An 18,919-nucleotide genomic window follows, 5' to 3' on the forward strand; every position below is an offset into this window, starting at 1 on the left:
AGCGCCGACGTCTTCGGTGCCGACCGGTTATGACGAAGATCGCATGCTTACTTATATCCGGCTGCTCGACGCTTCGGCGGAAGGAACGGACTGGCGCGAGGTCGCCCGCATCGTCCTGCATCTTGATCCGGAGCGGGAGCCGGAGAGGGCTTTCCGGGCGTGGGCGACACATCTGGCGCGTGCACGATGGATGACTAGGAAGCGGAACGAGTTGCGCCAGTAGCATAAAGAGCGGTGCGGACGAGCACCCTGACATTTAAGCGGAACTGCCGTTTCGGTCTGGCCGTTGAGGGAGAAGGCCAACATGGAAAAGCGCCCAATGACTTCTTGGCGAGCCAATACTTTCGAGCTGTGCTGCCTTCTTGCAGTTCCGCTGTCGCTTCTCCTTACCGTTTTCCTGGCGGGTCTCATCCTTAGCTGACCCCCGCATGGTTGCTTGCCGAGGGGCTGGGTCGTGATCCGATAACATCCGGAACCGTTACTTTACAGCCGCCGCCATCACATCCGAAAACAGCGCCCGCTCCACCGCCGGTTCCAGCGTTTCGGCGAAGGGCGTCGCCAGGTGGTGGCGGTCGCGGAAGGCTAGCTTGCCGTCGATGAAGACGTGGCAGGTGGTCTGGTCGCAAAAGCGGTCGGTCATGTCGATGTAAGCAGCGTTCGGTGTCGAGCGCACGATATCGCGCTCGATGGTGGCGATGTCGTCGTTTGCCGCCATGATCCTCGGCGTGTCGCATGTCGCGGGCGTCTGGCCCCGCCACAGCGCCCGCGCCACGCATTTGTCGGCGTAGCTTGCATTGTAGGGAACGTCCCTGATGACCGCGACCTTGATGCCGGCCTGGCTGAAGGCCTGAAGCGTCCAGGTGAGGCCCGTCCGCCACTGCGCTTGCCAATCGGCGTGCCTCAACTCCTCGGGCGATTCTTTCATCACATTGCCGATCGAGAACTCCGAGATCACCACCAGTTGCGGGTGGAGCGCGATGATGTCCTTGACCGACTGCTCGCGCCATTGGTCGCATTCGGTGTAGTCGCGCTTCAGCCGCCAGTTCCAGGTCGTCACCCGCGAAGCCCGGCAGGAGGATTTGAGAAAGGTGACGACGCGAAAATTGTTCTTCTCGGCCGCCTTGATCAGCGGCGTCGACCAATGGTCGGCATGCGAGTCGCCGAACAGCACGACCGAGCGCTGGGCATCCTTGCGGCCGAACATGCAGGGTTTTGGCTTGACGGTCTCGAAATCGAGCACGCAGCCGCCATTGCTCGCGCGCACAGTAGAGAGCTGCGCGGCGCTGTCGGCGATGACGTGCTGTTCGGGGCTGAGATTGTGCTCGGCAAAGCGCGCATTGCCATAGGCCGCGACCACGCCGGCGCCGGTCAGCGCGACGGCGGGCACCAGCGCCCGCGCTGCTCCGGCCATCAGCCAGCCGTTGCGGCGGATCGGGTTCTCGATGAAATGATAGGTGAACATCGACAGAAGCAGCGTCAGCGCCGCGCAGGCAAGGCGGTCCAGGATGGACAGGCTGGGAACCACCATCGCCGCATAGACGATGACCGGCCAGTGCCAGAGATAGAGCGAATAGGACAGCCGGCCCAACCATTGCATGGGCGGCAGCGCCAGCAGGGCGCTCGGCAGATTGCGGCCGCCGCTGCCGCTGAGCAGCAGCAGCACGGTGCCGACAACAGGCGCCAGCGCATTCACCCCGGGAAACGGCGAGTCTTCGTCCAGCATCAGATAGGCCCAGGCGATCAGCGCCAGACCGAGGCATGCCTGGAGCGTGGCCAGCAGCGGCCGGTCGCGCCAGATCTTTGCCGGCGCCATGGTCGCGAGGCCGCCGGCGGCGAATTCCCAGGCCCTGAGCGGCGAGAAATAGAAGGCCCAGGGCTGCGACACTTCCGTCAGCCAGGCGCAGGCCGCGAAGGAGGCCGCGCCGGCGACGCCGATGACGATTATAGCGGCGCGCTTGCCGGGACGCAGCCAGGCGGCGGCAAGAAGCAGCGCCGGCCATGCCAAATAGAACTGTTCCTCGACCGAGAGCGACCAGAAGTGGATGAACGGGTTGTTGGTGGCGTCGGCGGCGAAATAGTCGAACGACCAGCGGATCAGCCAAAGGTTGATCATGTAGGCGGAGGCGAACATGGCGCCTTTCGAGTAAAGCGCCTGTTCCTCCGGCGACAGGATGAAGTAACCCGCGAACAGCGTGGCGAGGATGACGAACAGTGCCGCCGGCAACAGGCGCCGGGCGCGCCGGGCGTAGAAGCGCCAGAGGTTCAGCCGCCCGGTCTCGGTGATTTCCGTAACCAGGTGGCGGGTGATCAGATAGCCGGAGATGACGAAGAAGATGTCGACGCCGGCAAAGCCGCCGGGCAGGCCGGACAGACCAAAATGGAAGGCGATGACACCCGCCACCGCCAGCGCGCGCAGCCCTTCGATGTCAGGCCGAAATGATGCCGACACAATCACCTCATGCAAGGAATGCCCACCTCGCAGAGGCTCGACCCGATGCGACGATATTGCAATGCAACAAATCTAACGCAGTGCAACATAGGGGGAGGGCGCGGCTCCTCCAGTTCCTCGCGTGGGCGGTTCACTCACATGAGCGATTCGAGAGCCACTGATATGGAAGCGAAGCGAAGGGTGCCGAGGCGATCACGCCTTTTTCAAAAACTCGGTCTTCAGCACCAGGCCCTTCACCTGCCTGGTGCTGCATTCGATCTCGCCGGGATTGCCGGTGAGGCGAATATTCTTCACCAGCGTGCCGCGCTTGATCGTCTCCGACGTGCCTTTGACCTTGAGATCCTTGATCAGGGTCACGGAGTCGCCCTCGTGCAGGGCCGTGCCATTGCTGTCTCTTATGATCGCGTCGGTCATGGCAGGTCTTTCGTGGGACTCCGGTGGGAGGTGGTCGGGCCCCGGCCTATCCCACGCTCGGCGACAAGGTCAAGCGTCAAGCGGGGTCAAGCGTCAAGCGGGCCGTCCGCCAATACTATGCGGGAACGGCCGACCGGAAAACCCAGGTTGCAAGCAGACGGTGCCCCTGGACCATAATGTCATTGCCGCTCCGGCCGGCGTCGCGATTTCAAATGGCTAGGCACCCGCCGGTATGAGTGCGGACTGGAAGGTCGCGAAAGGGCCGCCCGCCCTTTCGCTTGGCCCCCATTTCGCTTGGCAAGAAGCCGACGGTTACTTGTTGAGCTGCTTGGCCATCTTGCAGAAGTCGGCATGCATCTTGGCAATGCCTGCGTCGCTGCATTCCTTCAACATCATGGCCCGGTCGCTCGTGGACATGGCCATCCATGCCGCCTTGAATTCGGCTTCCGACTTCATGGTCTTCATGCCGGCGTCGGTGAAGAAGGGCGTCATTTTCTGCGGATCGTCGAGCGCCGAAGTGCCAGTGGCACCGGCGGCAAGCGCTGCGCCGGTCATCATCGAAAGGGCCATCGCGCCCATGCAAAGCGTCTTGAAGTTCATGATCATTCCTCCTGAGCTGCTGCTTTGAGGTTGTCCATCAGCGATCTACGAAGGAACGGTGTTTTGACCCAAAAGTTCCACGTTCTGGCGCAGACATGGAACAGGATTGCCCGTAACGTCATTAATGCAAAAAATTCTACCATGACTGAATTTGCCGCGCTGCCGACCAGGGCAATCGGCGTCCAGCTGGGTGAGACGCTGCGAAGTTGCAGGCCGGCTCAATATGCCCGATCATGGCGACGGCGGAGCGGAGGTATCAAGTGGCGGCAAATCGTCGAAACGACGCGCACCTGTCGGAGCCCCGGCGGGCGGGCATCGTTTCCGCGGCCAGGGCGCTTCCGCGCACATCGTTGCCCAGCGTAGCGTCGGTCGTGACGGCCGTCGCGGCGCTCTATTTCGGGCGCGAGGTCTTTCTGCCGATCGCAATCGCGCTGCTGCTTACCTTTGCGCTCGTGCCCATGGTGTCGGCACTCAAGCGAGCCGGCATTCCGCGTCTTCCGGCCGTGATCGCCAGTGTGCTCGGCGCATTCACCGTGCTGGCGCTGTTCTCCTTCATCGTCGCCACGCAGGTCAGTGAACTGGCGCAGAACATTCCGCTCTACCAGGCGAATATCCTGACCAAGGTCCGGTCGCTCAAGGAAACCGGCGTCGGCGGCGGCATCGTTTCCAGATTGAGCCGGGTGATCGAACGCGTCGGCCAGGAACTCGACAGACCCGAGCCCGTGCAACCCGCCGCCGATCAGCCTCCGCGGGAACCGATCCCGGTCGAAATCGTCGCGCGCGAACGACCGCTCGAGGTTCTCCAGAATCTGATCGGCCCGCTGCTGAGCCCGCTGGCATCGGCCGGACTGATCGTCGTGGTCGTCATATTCATGCTGCTCGAGCGGGAGGACCTGCGCGATCGCTTCATACGCCTCGTCGGCTATGGCGATCTGCATCGAACCACCGAGGCGCTGCAGGATGCCGGCAAGCGCGTCGGCCGCTATCTGCTCATGCAACTGGTCGTGAACATCGTCTATGCCGTCCCGATTGCAATCGGACTTTGGCTGCTGGGCATACCCAATCCATTGCTGTGGGGTTTGCTGGCGCTGGCGCTGCGCTTCGTTCCCTATATCGGCCCGGTCATCGCGACGCTGTTGCCTCTGTTCCTGGCGCTTGCCGTGGCGCCCGGCTGGTCGCTCGTGCTCTGGACCGCAGGGCTTTTCGTCGTGGTCGAACTGATCACCGGCAACGTGATCGAACCCTGGCTCTACGGCTCGCGCACCGGGCTGTCGCCATTGGCCATCATCGTTGCGGCGATATTCTGGACCTGGCTCTGGGGGCCATTGGGCCTGGTTCTGTCGACGCCGCTCACGGTCTGCCTCGTCGTGCTCGGCCGCCATGTGCCGCAGTTCGAATTCCTCGACGTTCTGTTCGGCAACGAACCCGTGCTCGAACCGCACGCCCGGCTTTACCAGCGGCTGTTGGCCGGCGATCCCGAGGAAGCGACGGACCATGCCGAGGAGATGCTGGACGAAGAATATCTGGTCGAGTTCTACGACAAGGTCGCGATCCCCGCACTTCTGCTCGGCGAGCAGGACCGGGTGCGTGGTGTGCTGAGCGACGAGCAAAGACAGCAGGTCGCGGGCAGCGCGCTGACGATGGTGGCGAACCTCGACGACAGCGCGCAGGAGGAGGCGGAAGCGGACGACACGGCCGCGGCCGAGGACAACGGCTCACGCGAGGACAGGCACGTTCAGGGGGAGGTTCAGGGCGAGGAGTACACCGAACTGCCGGATGGCACGGGCATGTCGGTGCTGTGCGGCGGCGGGCGCGGCGAACTCGACGACGCGGCGGCCGCCATGCTGGCCCAGGTGCTCGAAGTCCAGGGCGCGACGGTGTTGAGAGCGAGCTTCGCCGAGATGGAACCGGGGAGCATTCGCCGCCTTGAGCTCGACGCCGTCGATAGTGTCGTCATCGGATTTTTGAACCGGGATTCCGTCAAGCACGGGCGGTTCCTGGTCCGTCGGCTGAAACGCACCAAACCAAGGTTGCGAGTGGGCATCGTGTTGTGGTCGGAAGCCGACAGCGACAACCAGGAGGCAGATGCCAGATTGGCCAACGAGATCAACGCCGATTTCGTCGCACGTGGCATGGTAGGCGCGGTGCTCGGTGCGTTGTCCAGCGCTCCGCCGGTGGCGCTGAAGACCACCGCCAAACGCCGCATGCGCCGCCTGACGCCGGCGCGCAAGAAAGAGCCGCTCGCCGCGGCAAAATGAGCGCGGCGAAGACCGCGGCAGGTCGGGTTATTACCGCTTTCGCGAAAGTGGTAATAACGAAACGGATCAGGTTATCTTCGCAAGATCGCGCTGAACCATCCGCCGCGGCAAACGGCGCCAACCTTCATACAGTCCAGAAATAGCGCACCGTATGGAAGAAGACCGGGGCGGCGAAGACCAGGCTGTCGGCGCGGTCCATCATGCCGCCATGGCCTTCGATCAGATGGCCCCAGTCCTTGACGCCCTGATCGCGCTTGATGGCCGAGGCGACCAGCCCGCCAAGGAAGCCCATCAGGCAGGCGATGAAGGCCACGCCGGCTGCCTGCAGCGGCGAGAACGGCGTCAGGAACGACAGCAGCGCGCCGAGCAGGCTCGATGCCGCCAGCCCGCCGACCAGCCCCTCCCAGGTCTTCGACGGCGAGACCGTCGGCGCCAGGAGATGCCGGCCGAACAGCTTGCCGAAAATATATTGCAGCACGTCGCTGCCTTGCACGGTGATGATCAGGAAAGCGATCAGCAACAGGTTGCGGCCTTCGAAGCCTGGCACCTCGAGCGTCAGCAGCGCCGGCACGTGGCTGACGCAGTAGACCGAAATCATCACCGCCCATTGCTGCGCCGAGACGCGCTCGAGAAAGCGTTCGGTGTCGCCGTGCAGCGCGGTGATCGCCGGCATCAGCAGGAAGCAGTAGACCGGGATGAAGATGGTGAACAGGCCATACCAGGCGGTCCACACCAACCAGTACTGGAACGGGATGACGATGCCGAACATGCCGAGCAGCACCCAGTGGTCGCTGCGGCGGCTGTGCGTCAGCGTCACGAATTCGCGCAGCGCGGCGAACGAAATCAGCGCGAACAGGATGGTCATGCCGGGGCGGCCGAAGAAGAAGGCGACGGTGATCGCCACCACCATCACCCACCAGGCATTGATGCGCTGGGTGAGGTTGACCAGCGTCGGCGACAACGGCTTTGGCGCGCGCCATGACAAGACGCCGGCGACGACGCTGGCGCTGATCAGCACCGCCAGCAGGCCGACAATCAGAATGAGGGTTTCGTGCATCATCGGCAGCATTTTGCCTTGGTCCTCAATCGTCTAGCTGCGGCCGGGGGTTGAGCGCCAGCAGCGTTTCGCGGGCGCGGTCGAGAAAGGCGCGGCGTTCCTCACCCGGTTGAATGGCGATCGGCGCGCCGAAGACGACGCGGCAAAGCAGCGGCACCGGCACGAATTGGCCCTTGGGCAGCACCCGCGACATGTTCTCGATCCAGCACGGGATGAGCTCGACATCGGGCCGCGCCATCGACAGATTGTAGAGGCCGGAACGGAACGGCAGCAGCGGTTCGTCGGTCATGTTGCGCGTGCCTTCGGGAAACAGGATCAGCGAATGGCCCTGGTCGAGCACCGACAGCATGATCGAGATCGGGTGCTGCGTTTCATCCGTCCACTGCCGGTGGATCAGCACGGAAGACAGCATGTCCTCGGCAATGAAACGGCGCAGCTGCGACTTGCTCCAATAATCGGCGGCCGCCACCGCATGGGTACGGGCGCGTTCCTTCTCGCTGAGGCAGGCCGACAGCAGGATGAAATCGCCGTGGCTGGCATGGTTGGCGAAGTAGATGCGCTGCCGGTCCGACGGCTGGCTGCCGTTCCAGATCGGCCGCACGCCGGTGACCACCCAGGCCAGTGCCGACAGGCCGATCGAGGTCGCCGTCTGCAGCAGGGTATAGGTGCTGACGCGAAGCTTTGTCATGGACGGGCTCAAAAGAATGCCGCGACGACCGAGGCCGCCGCGAACAGGCTGAAGGCGATACGCTGCTTGGCGAGCAGACGGCGCGTGCCGGCCATCCGCTGGTCGAGCGAGCGGCCACCGGCCGCCGTGGGTTTCAGCCGCATGCGCGCCAGCACGTCGTCGATCGCCGCAGCGCCGCCTGCCTCGCTGGCGTGGCTGGCCATCAGCCGGAACAGCAGCGCGTCGAACAAAAGCAGGGCCGAGAGAATAATTGTGGCTATGGCACCCGCGGCGGCGATCAGCCAGGCCGCCGCGGACAGCGACGATGTTTGCGGCGCAGTCGCCAGGCCGATGACCGGCGCCGCCAGCAAGGCAGCAGCAATCAACAGCAGCGGCCACGCCACCTGCACCATCAGTCCGGCGGCGAACGTCTCGGCCTTATCTCGAAAGGCGGTCATGTCGCCGCGTCCATGCCAAGATGCACAGGTCGGCCCGCGGCGGCGAGCTGGCCTCGCGCCTGATCCGGCGTGGCGGCCCGGCCGCTGGCGACCAGCCATTCGGCGACGACGGCGGCGCTGCGCTGGAAGCCGAGCGCACAGCAGACCAGCACCGTGCCCTGGCTCTGCGCCGTCTCGATCGCCGCCACCGCTTGCGCACGCGCCTCGCGAGACGGCGGCAAAAGGTCGACCATGGGCAGGCTCAACCATCGGATCGAGGCGCCACGCGGCCGTTCCAATTCGCCGGCAAGGTCGATCACCGTGCCGAAGGCGTCGGCCTCGGCGGCGGTCGGAAAACGGCCAAGGGAAACACCGTCGGCAATGACGATCTGCGCCGGGAGCTTTCGCGTCCATGCCCACACATTGACCTTGGCGGCAACCCGGTAGGGCCACAGCAGAAGACGGCTGGCCAGCGACACGCGGCCATCGGCTGTTTTCTGGAACACCTTGGCGCCGGCGCCGGCATAGGCGAAAGCGACTATGGCCAGCGCCAGTGCCGGCCACAACAGGATGAGCCACAGCGCCGAGACCAATGCGCCGGCGGCAGCGCCGGCCAGCGCAAAGGCTGCGCCAAGCGCATAGAACAGCGCCAGGAGCCGCGCTTTCGGGTCCGCGGTCAGGCGGAAGCCGGCGAAAGGCAAGGCGCCGTCGCGCGGAAACAGCCACAGCGCGAAAAGGCCGAGCAGCGCGCCGGTCGGTATGTCGATGAAATGGTGCTGCCACGTCGTCAGCACCGAGGCGCCGATCAGGAAACACCAGACATGCCAGGCGAAGCCGGCGATGCCGGCCAATCTGTGACGCCAATGGTCCCAGATGATGACCAGCAGCGCGATATGCAGCGACGGCGCCTGGTTGAAGGGTTTGTCGAAGCCGCCGAGTACGGCGAACATGAAGCCGGGCAGACCGCTCGTCTGCAGGCGCACGAACGTGGCAGTCAGCGGGAACAGGATGAAGCAGGCGACGGCGACGATCTGTGCCGTCAGATAGCGGCCGGCGAGGCGGTCGACGCCGCTCTTCGAATTGTTCAACAGCAGCGACAAGCCGTAGAACAGGTTGATCGACCAGTAGGGCACGATCGTCCAGGCAAGGAACGGGATGCCATGCTCCCAGCCAAAGACGATGCTGCCGACGTCGTCGCGCCGCGACGCCAGCCAATTGGCGAAGCCGTAGGTGGCGTAGAAGAACGGCGCCAGAAATGCCAGCCACAATGCGGCGCGCAGGACTATTCCGGCATACGGCTCGCGCGGCAAGGCCGGAAGGGCAGCGGCATCGCGAGGTGAGGCACAGGCAGGCAGGTCCATGCTCAGACGCGCCGCGCGACCGAAACGGTGAAGATGCCCCACTGGTCGATGCGCTGGTCGAGCTTCTCGAAGCCGGCGGCCGCCACCAACTGGTCCATCTCGGTCTGCGTGCGGCGGCGCATCACCCATGCCTGGCCGCCGCGGTGCGAGGTCAGGCTGCGCGCGATCATCTCGAGCTGCGGATGCCAAGGCTGGTTGGTGTAGACCAGCAGGCTTCCGGGCTGCATGGCGCTGGCCAGTCCACCGAGCGAGCGGGCGATCATGGCATTGTCGGAAAACAATTCGTAGAGCCCCGAGACGATGGCGAGATCCGGCGCCGGGTCGAGCCCGGCCAGCAGCGTGGCGTCGAAGGCGTCACCTCGATGGAACGAGACGGTCGCCGGCAGCTGGCGCTCGGCGATCAGCTTGCGGCCGAGCGAGACGTTGAGCTCGGAGAAATCCTGCAGCCGCACGCTTGCCGGCGGCGCCGCGCCTTTCTGCACGGCATCGAGCACGTAGCGGCCATGGCCGGCGGCGATATCGACGATATGGACCGGCCGGCCGGCGGCCTTCAGCGTCTCAACTGCGCTGCCGATCAGCTCCTCCAGATGCAGCTTGCGCTGGCGGATGCCGCGCCAGCCGATGGCATCGAGAAAGGTGCGGTCGATCATGCGGCCAATGGGGCTGATGCCGCGCGCCTCGTTCTCATAGACATAGTCGAGCGTCGAGCCGGAATCGAAGCCGGTGGCAATCCCCGTCTTCATGCCGGACGACAGCCAGGCGCCCATGCGGATCGAGGCGCGGCTCATTGCCCAGTAGAGCCCCCTGGGAGACAGCAGCGGCAGCGGCGAGGCCAGCCGGTCGGCCTCGTCGCGTGTGTAGCCGGCACGGTCGGCCCCGGTCAGGTCGACCGGCTCTTCCGGCGCCGCGAACTGCTTTTCGAGGAAGGGCCTGATCAGGTCGAGTGCCTTGTGGCGGTCGCGCTCGCCCAGCGTGTCGTGGAAGAAGCCGGGCAGCACGTGCCGCTCCTTGGCCGGGCTCGCCAGATTGACGAAGAATTCGTGCTGCGGTCCATGCCGCACCACCCAGTCGCTGCCGGAGATCAGAAGCTGTGTCGGCACGGTGATTGCGCGGGCATCGGCGACGATGCGCGCGGCATGATCGTAGAGCTCGACCAGGATGTTGGAGGCGATCGGCCGGGTGATCAGCGGGTCGGCGTCGAAGGAGGCGATGCGCTCGGGATCATGCGTCAGGAATTTCGCCTTGACGTAGGAATTGACGAAGAAGCGGCCCTTCAGCTTCTGCCACAACGCAATGCCCTGCTTGGCGAAGGGTACGTAGAGCTTGACCGAGAAGGCCGGCGAGGCCAGCACCAGGGCGCGAATGTCAGGCGCATAGTCATGCACCCAGGCGGCGGCAAGCACGGCGCCGAAGGATTGCGCGATCAGCGCGATGTCGCGCCGGGCAAAGCCGTCGCTGCCGATCTCGCGCACGAAGCAATCGATGTCGCGCACCAGCACCGCAAACGACGGCGCATAGCCGCGTTCGCCGGCGGAGCGGCCATTGCCGCGCGCGTCCCAGGCATAGAAGGCGTGATCGGGCATCTGGAGCTCGTCGACCAGATGCGCCATGCGGCCGCCATGCTCGTGGCCGCGATGGAACAGCAGGATGGCGCCCTTGCGGTTTTCCGACAGCGCCGGCCAATAGCGGTAGAAGATCTCGGTGCCGTCATGGCTCTTGAAGCTGCGCTCCTGCGCCACCCGCTCGATATTGGCTGGAGCCACCGCGGCAACCGTCTGTTGGTGAAGCATGTTATTCTCCCTGGCGAGACCGGAATTCAGCTGCCGCTCCCGTTAAGGCCGCTGCGTATCCGGTTGATGGCGGTCGCCAGCGAGAGTGTAGCCATGGCCGGAAACACGAGCGGCGTGAGCGCCGGGACCCACAGGCCGGACGCGATAAGCACGGCGAGGATGCCAAGCGCCAGCGCCCGGTCGCTTTTGCCGAACGGGCCGGCATAGTTGCGCCCGGTTCCGGCGGCGATGCCGAGCACGCCGGCGAACTCCGTGATCATAGCCGCGATCGCGAATGCAACGACGCCCCAGGCAGGAAAAATGACGGCAAAGGCCAGGATCAAAGCGAGATCGGAGACGACATCACAAAGCTCGTTGAGATACATGCCGAGCTTCGAGGCCTGGCCATGTTCCCTTGCGAGCATGCCGTCGATCGCATTCAGCGCCATTCGCGCAAACAGCACGAGCGGCATCAGCAGAAAGACCGCGCGATGGCCTGCAAGGACTGCCACCGCAAGGCCGGCGGCGAGCGAGAGGGCAGCGGCCAGCAGTGTGATCTGGTTGGCGGTGACGCCGGCCCTGGCCAGGCCATCGGCAAGCGGCCGCAGCCTGGCCTGGAAGGCCGGTTTCAGCGCATAAAGCGTCGGCATATGCGAACCCCCCGGCCGCGGTGCAAATGATGTTGGCGAGGATGGTCAATTGGCGCGCAAGACGCAAGGGCGGCGCCCTGCCACTTTTCGACATCCGGATATGTCGGCGCTAGCTTTCCCTGCCATTGTCGCCCGGGAACCGTGCGGGCAAGCTTTCTTCGGCCGCCGCCCAGGCGCGACTATGATAGCGCCGCAGGATGAGAATGCATGTCGCGAAGACCGCCAGCCCGCAAATCACGCCGGGCGACATGCCCCCGCCGAAAGCGGACTTAACAACGATGCCGGTGAAGACGCCGGCAATGGCGCCGTTGATCGTGCCCACCATCCCCGCGGTGGTCATGAAATATTGCAGCGGCGAGGGTCTGAGGCCCTTGTCGACCAGCACCGCCGAGGGGTCGTCATGCGTGGAATTGACGAGGTATCTTTGCAGGACCGGCGCCAGTTCGACGAAATAGTGGCGGATCCTGGCCATGCCGCGGGCATGCACCATGTCCTCGATGGCAACCTGCACCGCGCGCACAAAGGTGACCAGTCCGATGAAGAAAAGGCAAGGCAGCAAGATCAGGCTGAACAACACGAACGGCCTGCCCATCTCCGTGACCTGCGCGACGAAGGACAAGGCAATCGTTGCGCTTGAGACCGAGGTCAGGAACAGATCGGCTCTCTGGTTCGCTTCCTGAATGGTCGCGGCGCGAGCGTTTTGCAGCACGAAATGCTCGGTCGTCAGGCACTGCAGGGCGTGCTGCGCCTGGTCAGGCGGAACCGGAGCGTCGGGAGAACGGGTCATCGACATTTGCCCGCTTCTGCCCGCCGGAACCGGCAGGCAGAAGGGACGTCGTCCTACGAGCCGTCAGGACTTGCCGTCGCCGCCGGTGATGGCGATACGCTTGGCCTTTGCCTGGGCGCGCTCCGTCTTGGGCAGCGTCACGCTGAGCACACCGTTCCGGAACGCGGCGTTCACCTTGTCTTCGTCGACTTCGTAGCCGAGCGGGATACGCCGCTCGAAACGGCCATAGAAGCGTTCGGAGAACTGCCTGTCCTTGTCCTCGGTCTCTTCGCGCTTCTCGCCGCGCAGCGTCAGCACGCCGTCATCGAGCAGCAACTCGACGTCTTTCTCGTCCATGCCGGGGATCTCGGCGGTGACGCGGATCTCCTTTTCGCTATCGGAGATTTCGACACTCGGCCAGCTGGCGCGGGCAGCGGAGAAGCCGCCGAGCGACGGCAGCCTCGCGTCGAAGCCGCGGAACGCCTCGTCGAACAGGCGGTTCATTTCGCGATGCAGCGTCAGGAAGGGATCGCCGTCGCCGTTGCGGAACAGGCTGGGGGGCTGATTGTTCTCCCGGCCCCACGGAATGAGATCACGAATAGCCATTGCATAGTCTCCTTTCTCGACTGGTGCATTCAGGCAGCCTGCTTGTTTGCTTCGCCCTGCGCGACCTTCGGCCCGGTCTTCGGCGAGGCGACATCGGTCGCGATGGCGATGCGCCGAGGCTTCATCTCCTCTGGCACCTCACGTACCAGATCGATGCTGAGCAGGCCGTTGTCGAGCGAGGCGCCTGCGACCTTGACGTGATCGGCAAGCTCGAAACGGCGGGTAAAGGGCCGTGTGGCGAGGCCATGATGCAGATACTCCGCGTTGTCCGGCTCCTTGTGCTGGCCGGAGACAATCAGGAGGTTGGGTTCATGGGTGATTTCGAGGTCGTCCTCGGAAAACCCGGCTACGGCGATGGTGACGCGGTAGTTGTTCTCGCCGCTGCGCGCGATGTCATAGGGCGGCCAGGCGTCGAAGGCCTGCGGAGCATTTTCCAGCAGGTTGAAGACGCGGTCGAAGCCGATGCTCGACCGATAGAGCGGGGAAAAGTCGAATGCGGTTCTCATAGCTACATCCTCCATCGAGCAACATAGATACGAGGGGCGCCAAAGAGCTGGCGCTCCCTGGTTCCGCCGGCCCCATTTCGGCGACCGGTGCCTTCGATCTGGTTATTGTCCGCCGCAAGTCAAGACCCCGGTGGCTCTCGCGTTGCCGGTTTTTGGGCCGGTTTTCGGTCGGTTCGGCGGGGCTGCCAATCTCGCCACAAGTGGGGAGATGTCCGGCACGAGATTGCCTGTCTGGTTTCAATTGCCAACGCTGACTTCCCCGGCCGGTTATTGTCTGCAGCAGGTCAAGACCCAGATTTCTTGTGTTGCCGGGCCCGTTCCCGCACTCGCAGATGGAGCTGACCATGACACGCGACGAGATCATTTCTGTGCTGGGCCCGGTCGACGAAGCCGTGATCGCCGACATTGCGGCGACGGACGGGACGGTCCAGGAATTGCGCGAGGCCCTGGCCTGGATCGCCGCCGACGAGGCGCTGGTGAACGAGGGCCGACCGCTGCCGACGGCAAGGGTAGCGACGCTGATCGAACTGCTGCAAGGGCCGGACGAGGAGGAATAACCGGCTGTTGCCGCGATGCTCTTGAACCGCGCAAAGGGACGAACCATGTCCTTCAGCGGCGCCGGCCGGCCGCCGGTGCCGCCAGCATAACGTTGCTTGCTCAAACAAGAAGACGATCAGAAAACAAGGAGGAAGTGATGGACGACGTCCGCTTCGCCGAGCCGATCACGTTGAAATTCCAATCGAGCGAGCGCAAGGTCGCCAGCAGTTGGGAAGCCATCGAATGCATGCGCCAACAGTGGCCGGACCGTGCACGCGGCCGGAGCTGGCGCGCCGCCTATCGGACCTGCCGCGACGCGCTCGACGGCTGGCGCACCGCGCGTGATGCGCGCAAGGCCTTCGTCAGGGCGGCGCGCAAGGCTGGATTGCTCGCCCGCAAGCCTGTCGACCACGCCGGCTAGTCCGGACGCCCTCCGATATTGTGAGATCCAAAACAAGTGGGGGAGAGTCAGCTACCTCTTTCCCCCGCTTCGGAGGCACTTTGTTTGCTGTCTGGCGGCAGATCGGCTTGCTCCTCAGTGGACGGTGATAATGCCGTTTACGGCCCGCCATTCGGACGGTTGGATCAGACGGTGATGAGCCACGCGCACCGAATGCAGCGGGCCTTCGATCTCGCGCTCCCAGAAATCGAGGAAATGCTTCAGCGTCGGGAAATCAGGGGCGATATCGTATTCCTGCCAGATATAGAGCTGAAGCAGGCTTCGATGATCGGGCAGACGGTAGTGGATCTCCGCCGTGGTGAGGCCAAACCCTTGCATCTGGAGCTGAAAGTCCCTGCTGGTCATGCAATCCTTCCTTTCCCAATGAACCTCGGTCTGCAAAACGCCTCGCCTTCCACATAGGTTCCAGCCGCCGGCAAGCGGCTCAGGAGACGGACAGATTTGGAAATCCGGCCGGGTCATCGCGCCGGAAACGGCGAATGTGCGAACAATTACAGCGTATTGGCACTCTCAGGCGTCGAGTGCTAAAATTTTTGCATGATCCTCTTGAAAGCTGAAAAAAGCGCGACTAGTTCGTATGCGCGCGATGCCTGAAGAAGAGATCGCGCACCCCGTGCCGGGCCGATATTGCCGGTCCGGTCAGGAGGATGTTCGAAAATCTGTTTGTCCCGAGAGGAGAACGACATGGCGTTCCGTCCATTGCATGACCGCATCCTGGTCCGCCGCATCGAGGTCGACGAAAAGACCGCGGGCGGCATCATCATCCCCGACACCGCCAAGGAGAAGCCGCAGGAGGGCGAGGTCATTGCCGCCGGTCCGGGCGGGCGCGACGACAGCGGCCAATTGCAGCCGCTCGACGTCAAGGTCGGCGACCGCATTTTGTTCGGCAAATGGTCCGGCACCGAGATCAAGCTCAATGGCGAGGATCTGCTCATCATGAAAGAGAGCGACGTGCTGGGCGTGATCGAAGCCACGGGCGAAATGAAGAAGGCTGCCTGAGCGGGGCCTGAACAAGCATTCCAGTCAACGAAAAGCTGCCTATCGAGGAGTGTTCCAATGGCTGCCAAAGATGTGAAATTTCATACCGAAGCCCGCGAGAAGATGTTACGCGGTGTCGATATGCTTGCCAATGCGGTGAAGGTGACGCTCGGTCCCAAGGGCCGCAACGTTGTCTTCGACAAATCGTTCGGCGCGCCGCGCATCACCAAGGACGGCGTGACGGTGGCAAAAGAGATCGAGCTCGAGGACAAGTTCGAGAACATGGGCGCTCAGATGGTCCGCGAAGTTGCTTCGAAGACCAGCGACACCGCAGGCGATGGCACCACGACCGCGACGATTCTTGCTCAGGCCATTGTCAGGGAAGGGGCCAAGGCGGTCGCTGCCGGCATGAACCCGATGGATTTGAAGCGCGGCATCGACAAGGCGGTCGACGCCGTGGTCGCCGACCTGAAATCCAATGCCCGCAAGGTGACCAGGAACGACGAAATCGCTCAGGTCGGCGCCATCTCTGCCAATGGCGATGCCGAGATCGGCCGCTTCCTCGCAGAGGCGATGGAAAAGGTTGGCAATGAGGGTGTCATCACTGTCGAGGAAGCGAAGACCGCTGAGACCGAGTTGGAAGTGGTCGAAGGCATGCAGTTCGACCGTGGGTACCTCTCGCCCTATTTCATCACCAATCAGGATAAGATGCGCGTCGAACTCGAAGAACCCTATGTGCTGATCCACGAGAAGAAGCTGTCCAACCTGCAGGCCATGCTTCCTGTGCTCGAAGCCGCCGTGCAATCCGGCAAGCCGCTGTTGATCATCGCCGAGGACGTCGAGGGCGAGGCGCTGGCGACGCTGGTCGTCAACAAGCTGCGCGGCGGCCTGAAGGTCGCGGCCGTCAAGGCACCGGGCTTCGGCGATCGCCGCAAGGCCATGCTGGAGGATATTGCCATCCTGACCGGCGGCACGGCGATCTCGGAGGACCTCGGCATCAAGCTCGAGAACGTCACACTGGAGATGCTCGGCCGCGCCAAGAAGGTGCTGATCGAGAAGGAGAACACCACCATCGTCGACGGCGCCGGCCGCAAGGATGAAATCCATGCGCGCATCAGCCAGATCAAGGCGCAGATCGAGGAAACCACCTCCGACTACGACCGCGAAAAGCTGCAGGAGCGGCTGGCCAAGCTCGCCGGCGGCGTCGCCGTCATCCGTGTCGGCGGCTCGACCGAGATCGAGGTCAAGGAGCGCAAGGATCGCGTCGACGACGCCATGCACGCCACACGCGCGGCGGTTGAGGAGGGCATCCTGCCCGGCGGCGGCGTGGCGCTGCTGAGAGCGGCGAAGGCGCTCGATAATGTCGTCGTCGACAATCCCGATCAGAAGACCGGTGTCGACATCGTGCGTCGCGCCATCGAAGCGCCGGTGCGCCAGATCGCCGAGAATGCCGGCGCCGAAGGTTCGATCATCGTCGGCAAGCTGCGCGAGACGGGCGAGTTCGGCTATGGCTGGAACGCGCAGACCAACGAGTTCGGCGACCTCTACAGTCAAGGCGTCATCGACCCGGCCAAGGTCGTGCGCACTGCTCTCCAGGGTGCCGCCTCTGTTGCCGGCCTGCTGGTGACGACCGAGGCGATGGTGGCCGAGAAGCCGAAGAAGGAAGCTGCCGCACCGGCCATGCCCGGCGGTGGCGGCATGGACTTCTAAGGCCAGGCTTCCAAAGCGCGACTTCGAAACGGCAGATGGACCGTGCCCGCCAAAAGCGGGCACGGTCTTGCCGGTCCGGGACTAATGCTGAGCAGGTGTTGCCATGGATATGATGGACAGTTTTGGAAAGATCGCGGCGCCGACCCGCCCGAAAAACGATTTCAACTATGAAGCCGACTGCAGGGCGGCGCTGGCGCCTTTGGTCGACGGCTTGCTGGATATGGCCGAGTCGGCCGGCTGGGACCGCCGCAAGGCGGCCTACACGCTGATGTTTCTGTCGGCTCAACGCGTGGGGGCCGGCACGGAGGAGCGCAAATGATCGCGGCGCGGATGCGCGAATGCCTGCGCCTGCTGCGTTGGTCGGAAACCGATTTCGCCGAAGAGGCGGGTTACCCGCTCGCCAAGGCAAAGGCGTGGCTCTACGGGCGCGAACATCCGCCGCTGGGCGTGGCGGCCTGGCTCGAGGCGCTGGTCAAGGGGCATCGGCTGCTGCCGCGGCCGGGCATGCAAGCCGTATTGCATTCACCGATCGACGCCGTCCTGCAGGCGGATCGAAGCGCCCGCGCGGTTGAGTTCCGCAAGCAGCCGATTGAGCCAGGAAAGGAGAGTGTCATGGATCGTGCTTCGTTCGACAAGCCGGTTACCATCCTCACCGGCCTCGGTACGCCGACGAAGATAGAAAGCGCGGCTGAGGCCTATGCGCTTTTGGCTGAGTGGCCGGCAACGAGCCGGACGGCCGCGCATGACATCGCCGCAAAAGCGTGCCGTGCAGCACTGGAAGGAGAGATCGACGCCGAGACGGCGCGCGCCACCTTCGTTGCCTTCGCCCGCCGCAACGACCTGCTTGCGCCGCAGACGAACGGGATGGTTGCCGGCGAGAGCGTTGCTGGCGCCACGGTTGCCGACTGGGCAACGCGCGCACAGCGCGTCAACGCCCCGGCCTGAGCAGTTGGAGAAGTCGCCAATCTCCCCCCTTGAGGGGGAAATGTCGCCGAAGGCGACAGAGGGGGTCGGTACGTCCTGGCGCGACGCCATGTTGGACGAAAGAGAAAGCTGGCGCCTCTGGCCTGCAGGCCATCTCCCCCTCGAGGGGGGGAGATTACGCGCTCAGCCGCTTTCGCCTACTAAGCCATCGGTAGCAGCCGGCGCATGATCAGCGAGGCATGGCCGCCCACCCCGTGTGCAGCCGGCCGGCGCTCGACGACCTCGAAGCCGTGCTTGCGATAGAAGGCGATTGCGCGGTCGTTGCCCTCGGTGACTTCCAGGGCGATGCTGGGAATACCCGCATGCGCGGCAAGAACGGCATGCAGCAGGTCGGCGGCAAGGCCGGTGCCGTACTCGCTTTTGTCTATATGGAGCCGCTCGAGCATGACCTCGCCCTTGTCGTCCATCGCTGCCATCGCATAACCGGCGAGCGAGCCGTCCGGCCTTTCGGCCACGAACGACATCTTGCTGTCGTCCCCAAGCTCTTCCGTTAGCCGCTCCGGCGCATGCTTGTCATCCGACAGCCGTGCCGTCGTCTCGGCACCCAGGATTGGCGAATAGGTGTGTCGCCAGGACCCTCCAAGCAGCCGCGACACCGCCGGAACGTCCTGTTCGGTCATGGTTCTTATTTGGGTCATTGGCACCTCGCCTCAGAAACCTGCCCCTTTTGAGCGGAGATGTCCGGCAAGACAGAGAGGTGCTGTCCCGCC

22 protein-coding genes are annotated in these 18,919 nt (G+C 64.1%); 8 read left to right on the forward strand and 14 right to left on the reverse strand.

All coding sequences use genetic code 11. The features are described from left to right. Window positions 1–43: 43 nt before the first annotated feature. Entirely contained in the window at window positions 44–223 is a 180-nt protein-coding gene (locus NKH49_RS07925) for a hypothetical protein (protein WP_502907848.1), read from the forward strand. 255 nt (window positions 224–478) lie between these two features. Here NKH49_RS07925 and NKH49_RS07930 read toward each other — a convergent pair whose 3' ends face one another. From NKH49_RS07930 to NKH49_RS07940, 3 genes are all read right to left on the reverse strand, one after another. Continuing rightward, window positions 479–2,449, reverse strand: a complete 1,971-nt coding sequence (locus NKH49_RS07930) for an acyltransferase family protein (protein WP_352925842.1) — start codon at window positions 2,447–2,449, stop codon at window positions 479–481. Window positions 2,450–2,641: 192 nt separating this feature from the next. Further along, window positions 2,642–2,863, reverse strand: a complete 222-nt coding sequence (locus tag NKH49_RS07935) for an alkylphosphonate utilization protein (protein WP_023675660.1) — start codon at window positions 2,861–2,863, stop codon at window positions 2,642–2,644. A gap of 312 nt (window positions 2,864–3,175) precedes the next feature. Then, window positions 3,176–3,463, reverse strand: coding sequence for a hypothetical protein (locus NKH49_RS07940; protein ID WP_352501220.1), 288 nt, complete (start codon window positions 3,461–3,463; stop codon window positions 3,176–3,178). A gap of 260 nt (window positions 3,464–3,723) precedes the next feature. On the opposite strand from NKH49_RS07940, the gene NKH49_RS07945 reads away from it, so the two are divergent. Continuing rightward, window positions 3,724–5,721, forward strand: coding sequence for an AI-2E family transporter (locus NKH49_RS07945; protein WP_352925844.1), 1,998 nt, complete (start codon window positions 3,724–3,726; stop codon window positions 5,719–5,721). A gap of 124 nt (window positions 5,722–5,845) precedes the next feature. Here the strand turns inward: NKH49_RS07945 and NKH49_RS07950 are convergent, their stop codons facing one another. From NKH49_RS07950 to NKH49_RS07990, 9 genes are all read right to left on the reverse strand, one after another. Next, window positions 5,846–6,781 (reverse strand): phosphatidate cytidylyltransferase, encoded by a 936-nt coding sequence (locus NKH49_RS07950; protein WP_023675663.1) that lies wholly within the window; start codon window positions 6,779–6,781, stop codon window positions 5,846–5,848. A gap of 22 nt (window positions 6,782–6,803) precedes the next feature. After that, complete coding sequence (locus NKH49_RS07955) at window positions 6,804–7,466, reverse strand: lysophospholipid acyltransferase family protein (RefSeq protein ID WP_352925846.1); 663 nt, start codon at window positions 7,464–7,466, stop codon at window positions 6,804–6,806. Between the two features lie 8 nt (window positions 7,467–7,474). Continuing rightward, a complete protein-coding gene (locus NKH49_RS07960) occupies window positions 7,475–7,903 on the reverse strand; it encodes a hypothetical protein (RefSeq protein ID WP_352501219.1) in 429 nt (142 codons plus the stop codon). Beyond that, window positions 7,900–9,243, reverse strand: coding sequence for a phosphatase PAP2/dual specificity phosphatase family protein (locus tag NKH49_RS07965; RefSeq protein WP_352925848.1), 1,344 nt, complete (start codon window positions 9,241–9,243; stop codon window positions 7,900–7,902). Before NKH49_RS07965 ends, NKH49_RS07960 begins: the two co-directional genes overlap by 4 nt. A gap of 2 nt (window positions 9,244–9,245) precedes the next feature. Next, window positions 9,246–11,033 carry a bifunctional alpha/beta hydrolase/class I SAM-dependent methyltransferase gene (locus NKH49_RS07970; RefSeq protein WP_352925850.1) on the reverse strand — a complete coding sequence of 596 codons (1,788 nt, stop codon included), beginning with the start codon at window positions 11,031–11,033 and terminating at the stop codon, window positions 9,246–9,248. A gap of 26 nt (window positions 11,034–11,059) precedes the next feature. Then, entirely contained in the window at window positions 11,060–11,662 is a 603-nt protein-coding gene (locus NKH49_RS07975; protein ID WP_352925852.1) for a CDP-alcohol phosphatidyltransferase family protein, read from the reverse strand. Between the two features lie 109 nt (window positions 11,663–11,771). Further along, window positions 11,772–12,449 (reverse strand): hypothetical protein, encoded by a 678-nt coding sequence (locus NKH49_RS07980; protein ID WP_352775650.1) that lies wholly within the window; start codon window positions 12,447–12,449, stop codon window positions 11,772–11,774. A 63-nt stretch (window positions 12,450–12,512) separates the two neighbouring features. Continuing rightward, the gene (locus tag NKH49_RS07985) at window positions 12,513–13,034 is read right to left on the reverse strand and encodes an Hsp20/alpha crystallin family protein (protein WP_352472123.1); all 522 of its coding nucleotides are present in this window, start codon (window positions 13,032–13,034) and stop codon (window positions 12,513–12,515) included. 29 nt (window positions 13,035–13,063) lie between these two features. Further along, a complete protein-coding gene (locus tag NKH49_RS07990; protein WP_352453511.1) occupies window positions 13,064–13,540 on the reverse strand; it encodes an Hsp20 family protein in 477 nt (158 codons plus the stop codon). Window positions 13,541–13,884: 344 nt separating this feature from the next. On the opposite strand from NKH49_RS07990, the gene NKH49_RS07995 reads away from it, so the two are divergent. Continuing rightward, window positions 13,885–14,097: a hypothetical protein gene (locus NKH49_RS07995; protein WP_245274651.1), complete on the forward strand. Its 213-nt coding sequence runs from the start codon at window positions 13,885–13,887 to the stop codon at window positions 14,095–14,097. 137 nt (window positions 14,098–14,234) lie between these two features. Continuing rightward, complete coding sequence (locus tag NKH49_RS08000) at window positions 14,235–14,498, forward strand: DUF982 domain-containing protein (protein ID WP_352501214.1); 264 nt, start codon at window positions 14,235–14,237, stop codon at window positions 14,496–14,498. A 114-nt stretch (window positions 14,499–14,612) separates the two neighbouring features. Here NKH49_RS08000 and NKH49_RS08005 read toward each other — a convergent pair whose 3' ends face one another. Beyond that, window positions 14,613–14,882 (reverse strand): usg protein, encoded by a 270-nt coding sequence (locus NKH49_RS08005; RefSeq protein ID WP_352457304.1) that lies wholly within the window; start codon window positions 14,880–14,882, stop codon window positions 14,613–14,615. A gap of 339 nt (window positions 14,883–15,221) precedes the next feature. Between NKH49_RS08005 and NKH49_RS08010 the strand changes: the two genes are divergently transcribed. From NKH49_RS08010 to NKH49_RS34910, 4 genes are all read left to right on the forward strand, one after another. Further along, window positions 15,222–15,536: a co-chaperone GroES gene (locus tag NKH49_RS08010; RefSeq protein WP_352925854.1), complete on the forward strand. Its 315-nt coding sequence runs from the start codon at window positions 15,222–15,224 to the stop codon at window positions 15,534–15,536. 57 nt (window positions 15,537–15,593) lie between these two features. Then, window positions 15,594–17,225 carry a chaperonin GroEL gene (gene groL, locus NKH49_RS08015; protein ID WP_352472117.1) on the forward strand — a complete coding sequence of 544 codons (1,632 nt, stop codon included), beginning with the start codon at window positions 15,594–15,596 and terminating at the stop codon, window positions 17,223–17,225. A gap of 103 nt (window positions 17,226–17,328) precedes the next feature. After that, window positions 17,329–17,544, forward strand: a complete 216-nt coding sequence (locus NKH49_RS08020) for a hypothetical protein (protein WP_254819654.1) — start codon at window positions 17,329–17,331, stop codon at window positions 17,542–17,544. Continuing rightward, a complete protein-coding gene (locus NKH49_RS34910; protein ID WP_502907849.1) occupies window positions 17,541–18,170 on the forward strand; it encodes a DUF982 domain-containing protein in 630 nt (209 codons plus the stop codon). The genes NKH49_RS08020 and NKH49_RS34910 overlap by 4 nt, the downstream gene beginning before the upstream one ends. A 179-nt stretch (window positions 18,171–18,349) precedes the next feature. On the opposite strand, the gene NKH49_RS08030 is transcribed toward NKH49_RS34910, so the two are convergent. Next, window positions 18,350–18,847, reverse strand: a complete 498-nt coding sequence (locus NKH49_RS08030) for a GNAT family N-acetyltransferase (RefSeq protein ID WP_352925856.1) — start codon at window positions 18,845–18,847, stop codon at window positions 18,350–18,352. Between the last annotated feature and the right edge of the window lie 72 nt (window positions 18,848–18,919).

This window comes from Mesorhizobium sp. M1088, from assembly GCF_040318575.1.
Taxonomy (GTDB): domain Bacteria; phylum Pseudomonadota; class Alphaproteobacteria; order Rhizobiales; family Rhizobiaceae; genus Mesorhizobium.

What these genes read in the sequence shown, in the direction of transcription:
- NKH49_RS07980 (WP_352775650.1), bottom strand. Translation starts at nt 12,449, where the DNA reads ATGACCCGTTCTCCCGACGCTCCGGTTCCGCCTGACCAGGCGCAGCAC.
- NKH49_RS07985 (WP_352472123.1), bottom strand. Translation starts at nt 13,034, where the DNA reads ATGGCTATTCGTGATCTCATTCCGTGGGGCCGGGAGAACAATCAGCCC.
- NKH49_RS07950 (WP_023675663.1), bottom strand. Translation starts at nt 6,781, where the DNA reads ATGATGCACGAAACCCTCATTCTGATTGTCGGCCTGCTGGCGGTGCTG.
- groL (WP_352472117.1), top strand. Translation starts at nt 15,594, where the DNA reads ATGGCTGCCAAAGATGTGAAATTTCATACCGAAGCCCGCGAGAAGATG.
- NKH49_RS34910 (WP_502907849.1), top strand. Translation starts at nt 17,541, where the DNA reads ATGATCGCGGCGCGGATGCGCGAATGCCTGCGCCTGCTGCGTTGGTCG.
- NKH49_RS07995 (WP_245274651.1), top strand. Translation starts at nt 13,885, where the DNA reads ATGACACGCGACGAGATCATTTCTGTGCTGGGCCCGGTCGACGAAGCC.
- NKH49_RS07940 (WP_352501220.1), bottom strand. Translation starts at nt 3,463, where the DNA reads ATGAACTTCAAGACGCTTTGCATGGGCGCGATGGCCCTTTCGATGATG.
- NKH49_RS07960 (WP_352501219.1), bottom strand. Translation starts at nt 7,903, where the DNA reads ATGACCGCCTTTCGAGATAAGGCCGAGACGTTCGCCGCCGGACTGATG.
- NKH49_RS07955 (WP_352925846.1), bottom strand. Translation starts at nt 7,466, where the DNA reads ATGACAAAGCTTCGCGTCAGCACCTATACCCTGCTGCAGACGGCGACC.
- NKH49_RS08000 (WP_352501214.1), top strand. Translation starts at nt 14,235, where the DNA reads ATGGACGACGTCCGCTTCGCCGAGCCGATCACGTTGAAATTCCAATCG.
- NKH49_RS08005 (WP_352457304.1), bottom strand. Translation starts at nt 14,882, where the DNA reads ATGACCAGCAGGGACTTTCAGCTCCAGATGCAAGGGTTTGGCCTCACC.
- NKH49_RS07935 (WP_023675660.1), bottom strand. Translation starts at nt 2,863, where the DNA reads ATGACCGACGCGATCATAAGAGACAGCAATGGCACGGCCCTGCACGAG.
- NKH49_RS08030 (WP_352925856.1), bottom strand. Translation starts at nt 18,847, where the DNA reads ATGACCCAAATAAGAACCATGACCGAACAGGACGTTCCGGCGGTGTCG.
- NKH49_RS07975 (WP_352925852.1), bottom strand. Translation starts at nt 11,662, where the DNA reads ATGCCGACGCTTTATGCGCTGAAACCGGCCTTCCAGGCCAGGCTGCGG.
- NKH49_RS08010 (WP_352925854.1), top strand. Translation starts at nt 15,222, where the DNA reads ATGGCGTTCCGTCCATTGCATGACCGCATCCTGGTCCGCCGCATCGAG.
- NKH49_RS08020 (WP_254819654.1), top strand. Translation starts at nt 17,329, where the DNA reads ATGGATATGATGGACAGTTTTGGAAAGATCGCGGCGCCGACCCGCCCG.
- NKH49_RS07970 (WP_352925850.1), bottom strand. Translation starts at nt 11,033, where the DNA reads ATGCTTCACCAACAGACGGTTGCCGCGGTGGCTCCAGCCAATATCGAG.
- NKH49_RS07965 (WP_352925848.1), bottom strand. Translation starts at nt 9,243, where the DNA reads ATGGACCTGCCTGCCTGTGCCTCACCTCGCGATGCCGCTGCCCTTCCG.
- NKH49_RS07990 (WP_352453511.1), bottom strand. Translation starts at nt 13,540, where the DNA reads ATGAGAACCGCATTCGACTTTTCCCCGCTCTATCGGTCGAGCATCGGC.
- NKH49_RS07925 (WP_502907848.1), top strand. Translation starts at nt 44, where the DNA reads ATGCTTACTTATATCCGGCTGCTCGACGCTTCGGCGGAAGGAACGGAC.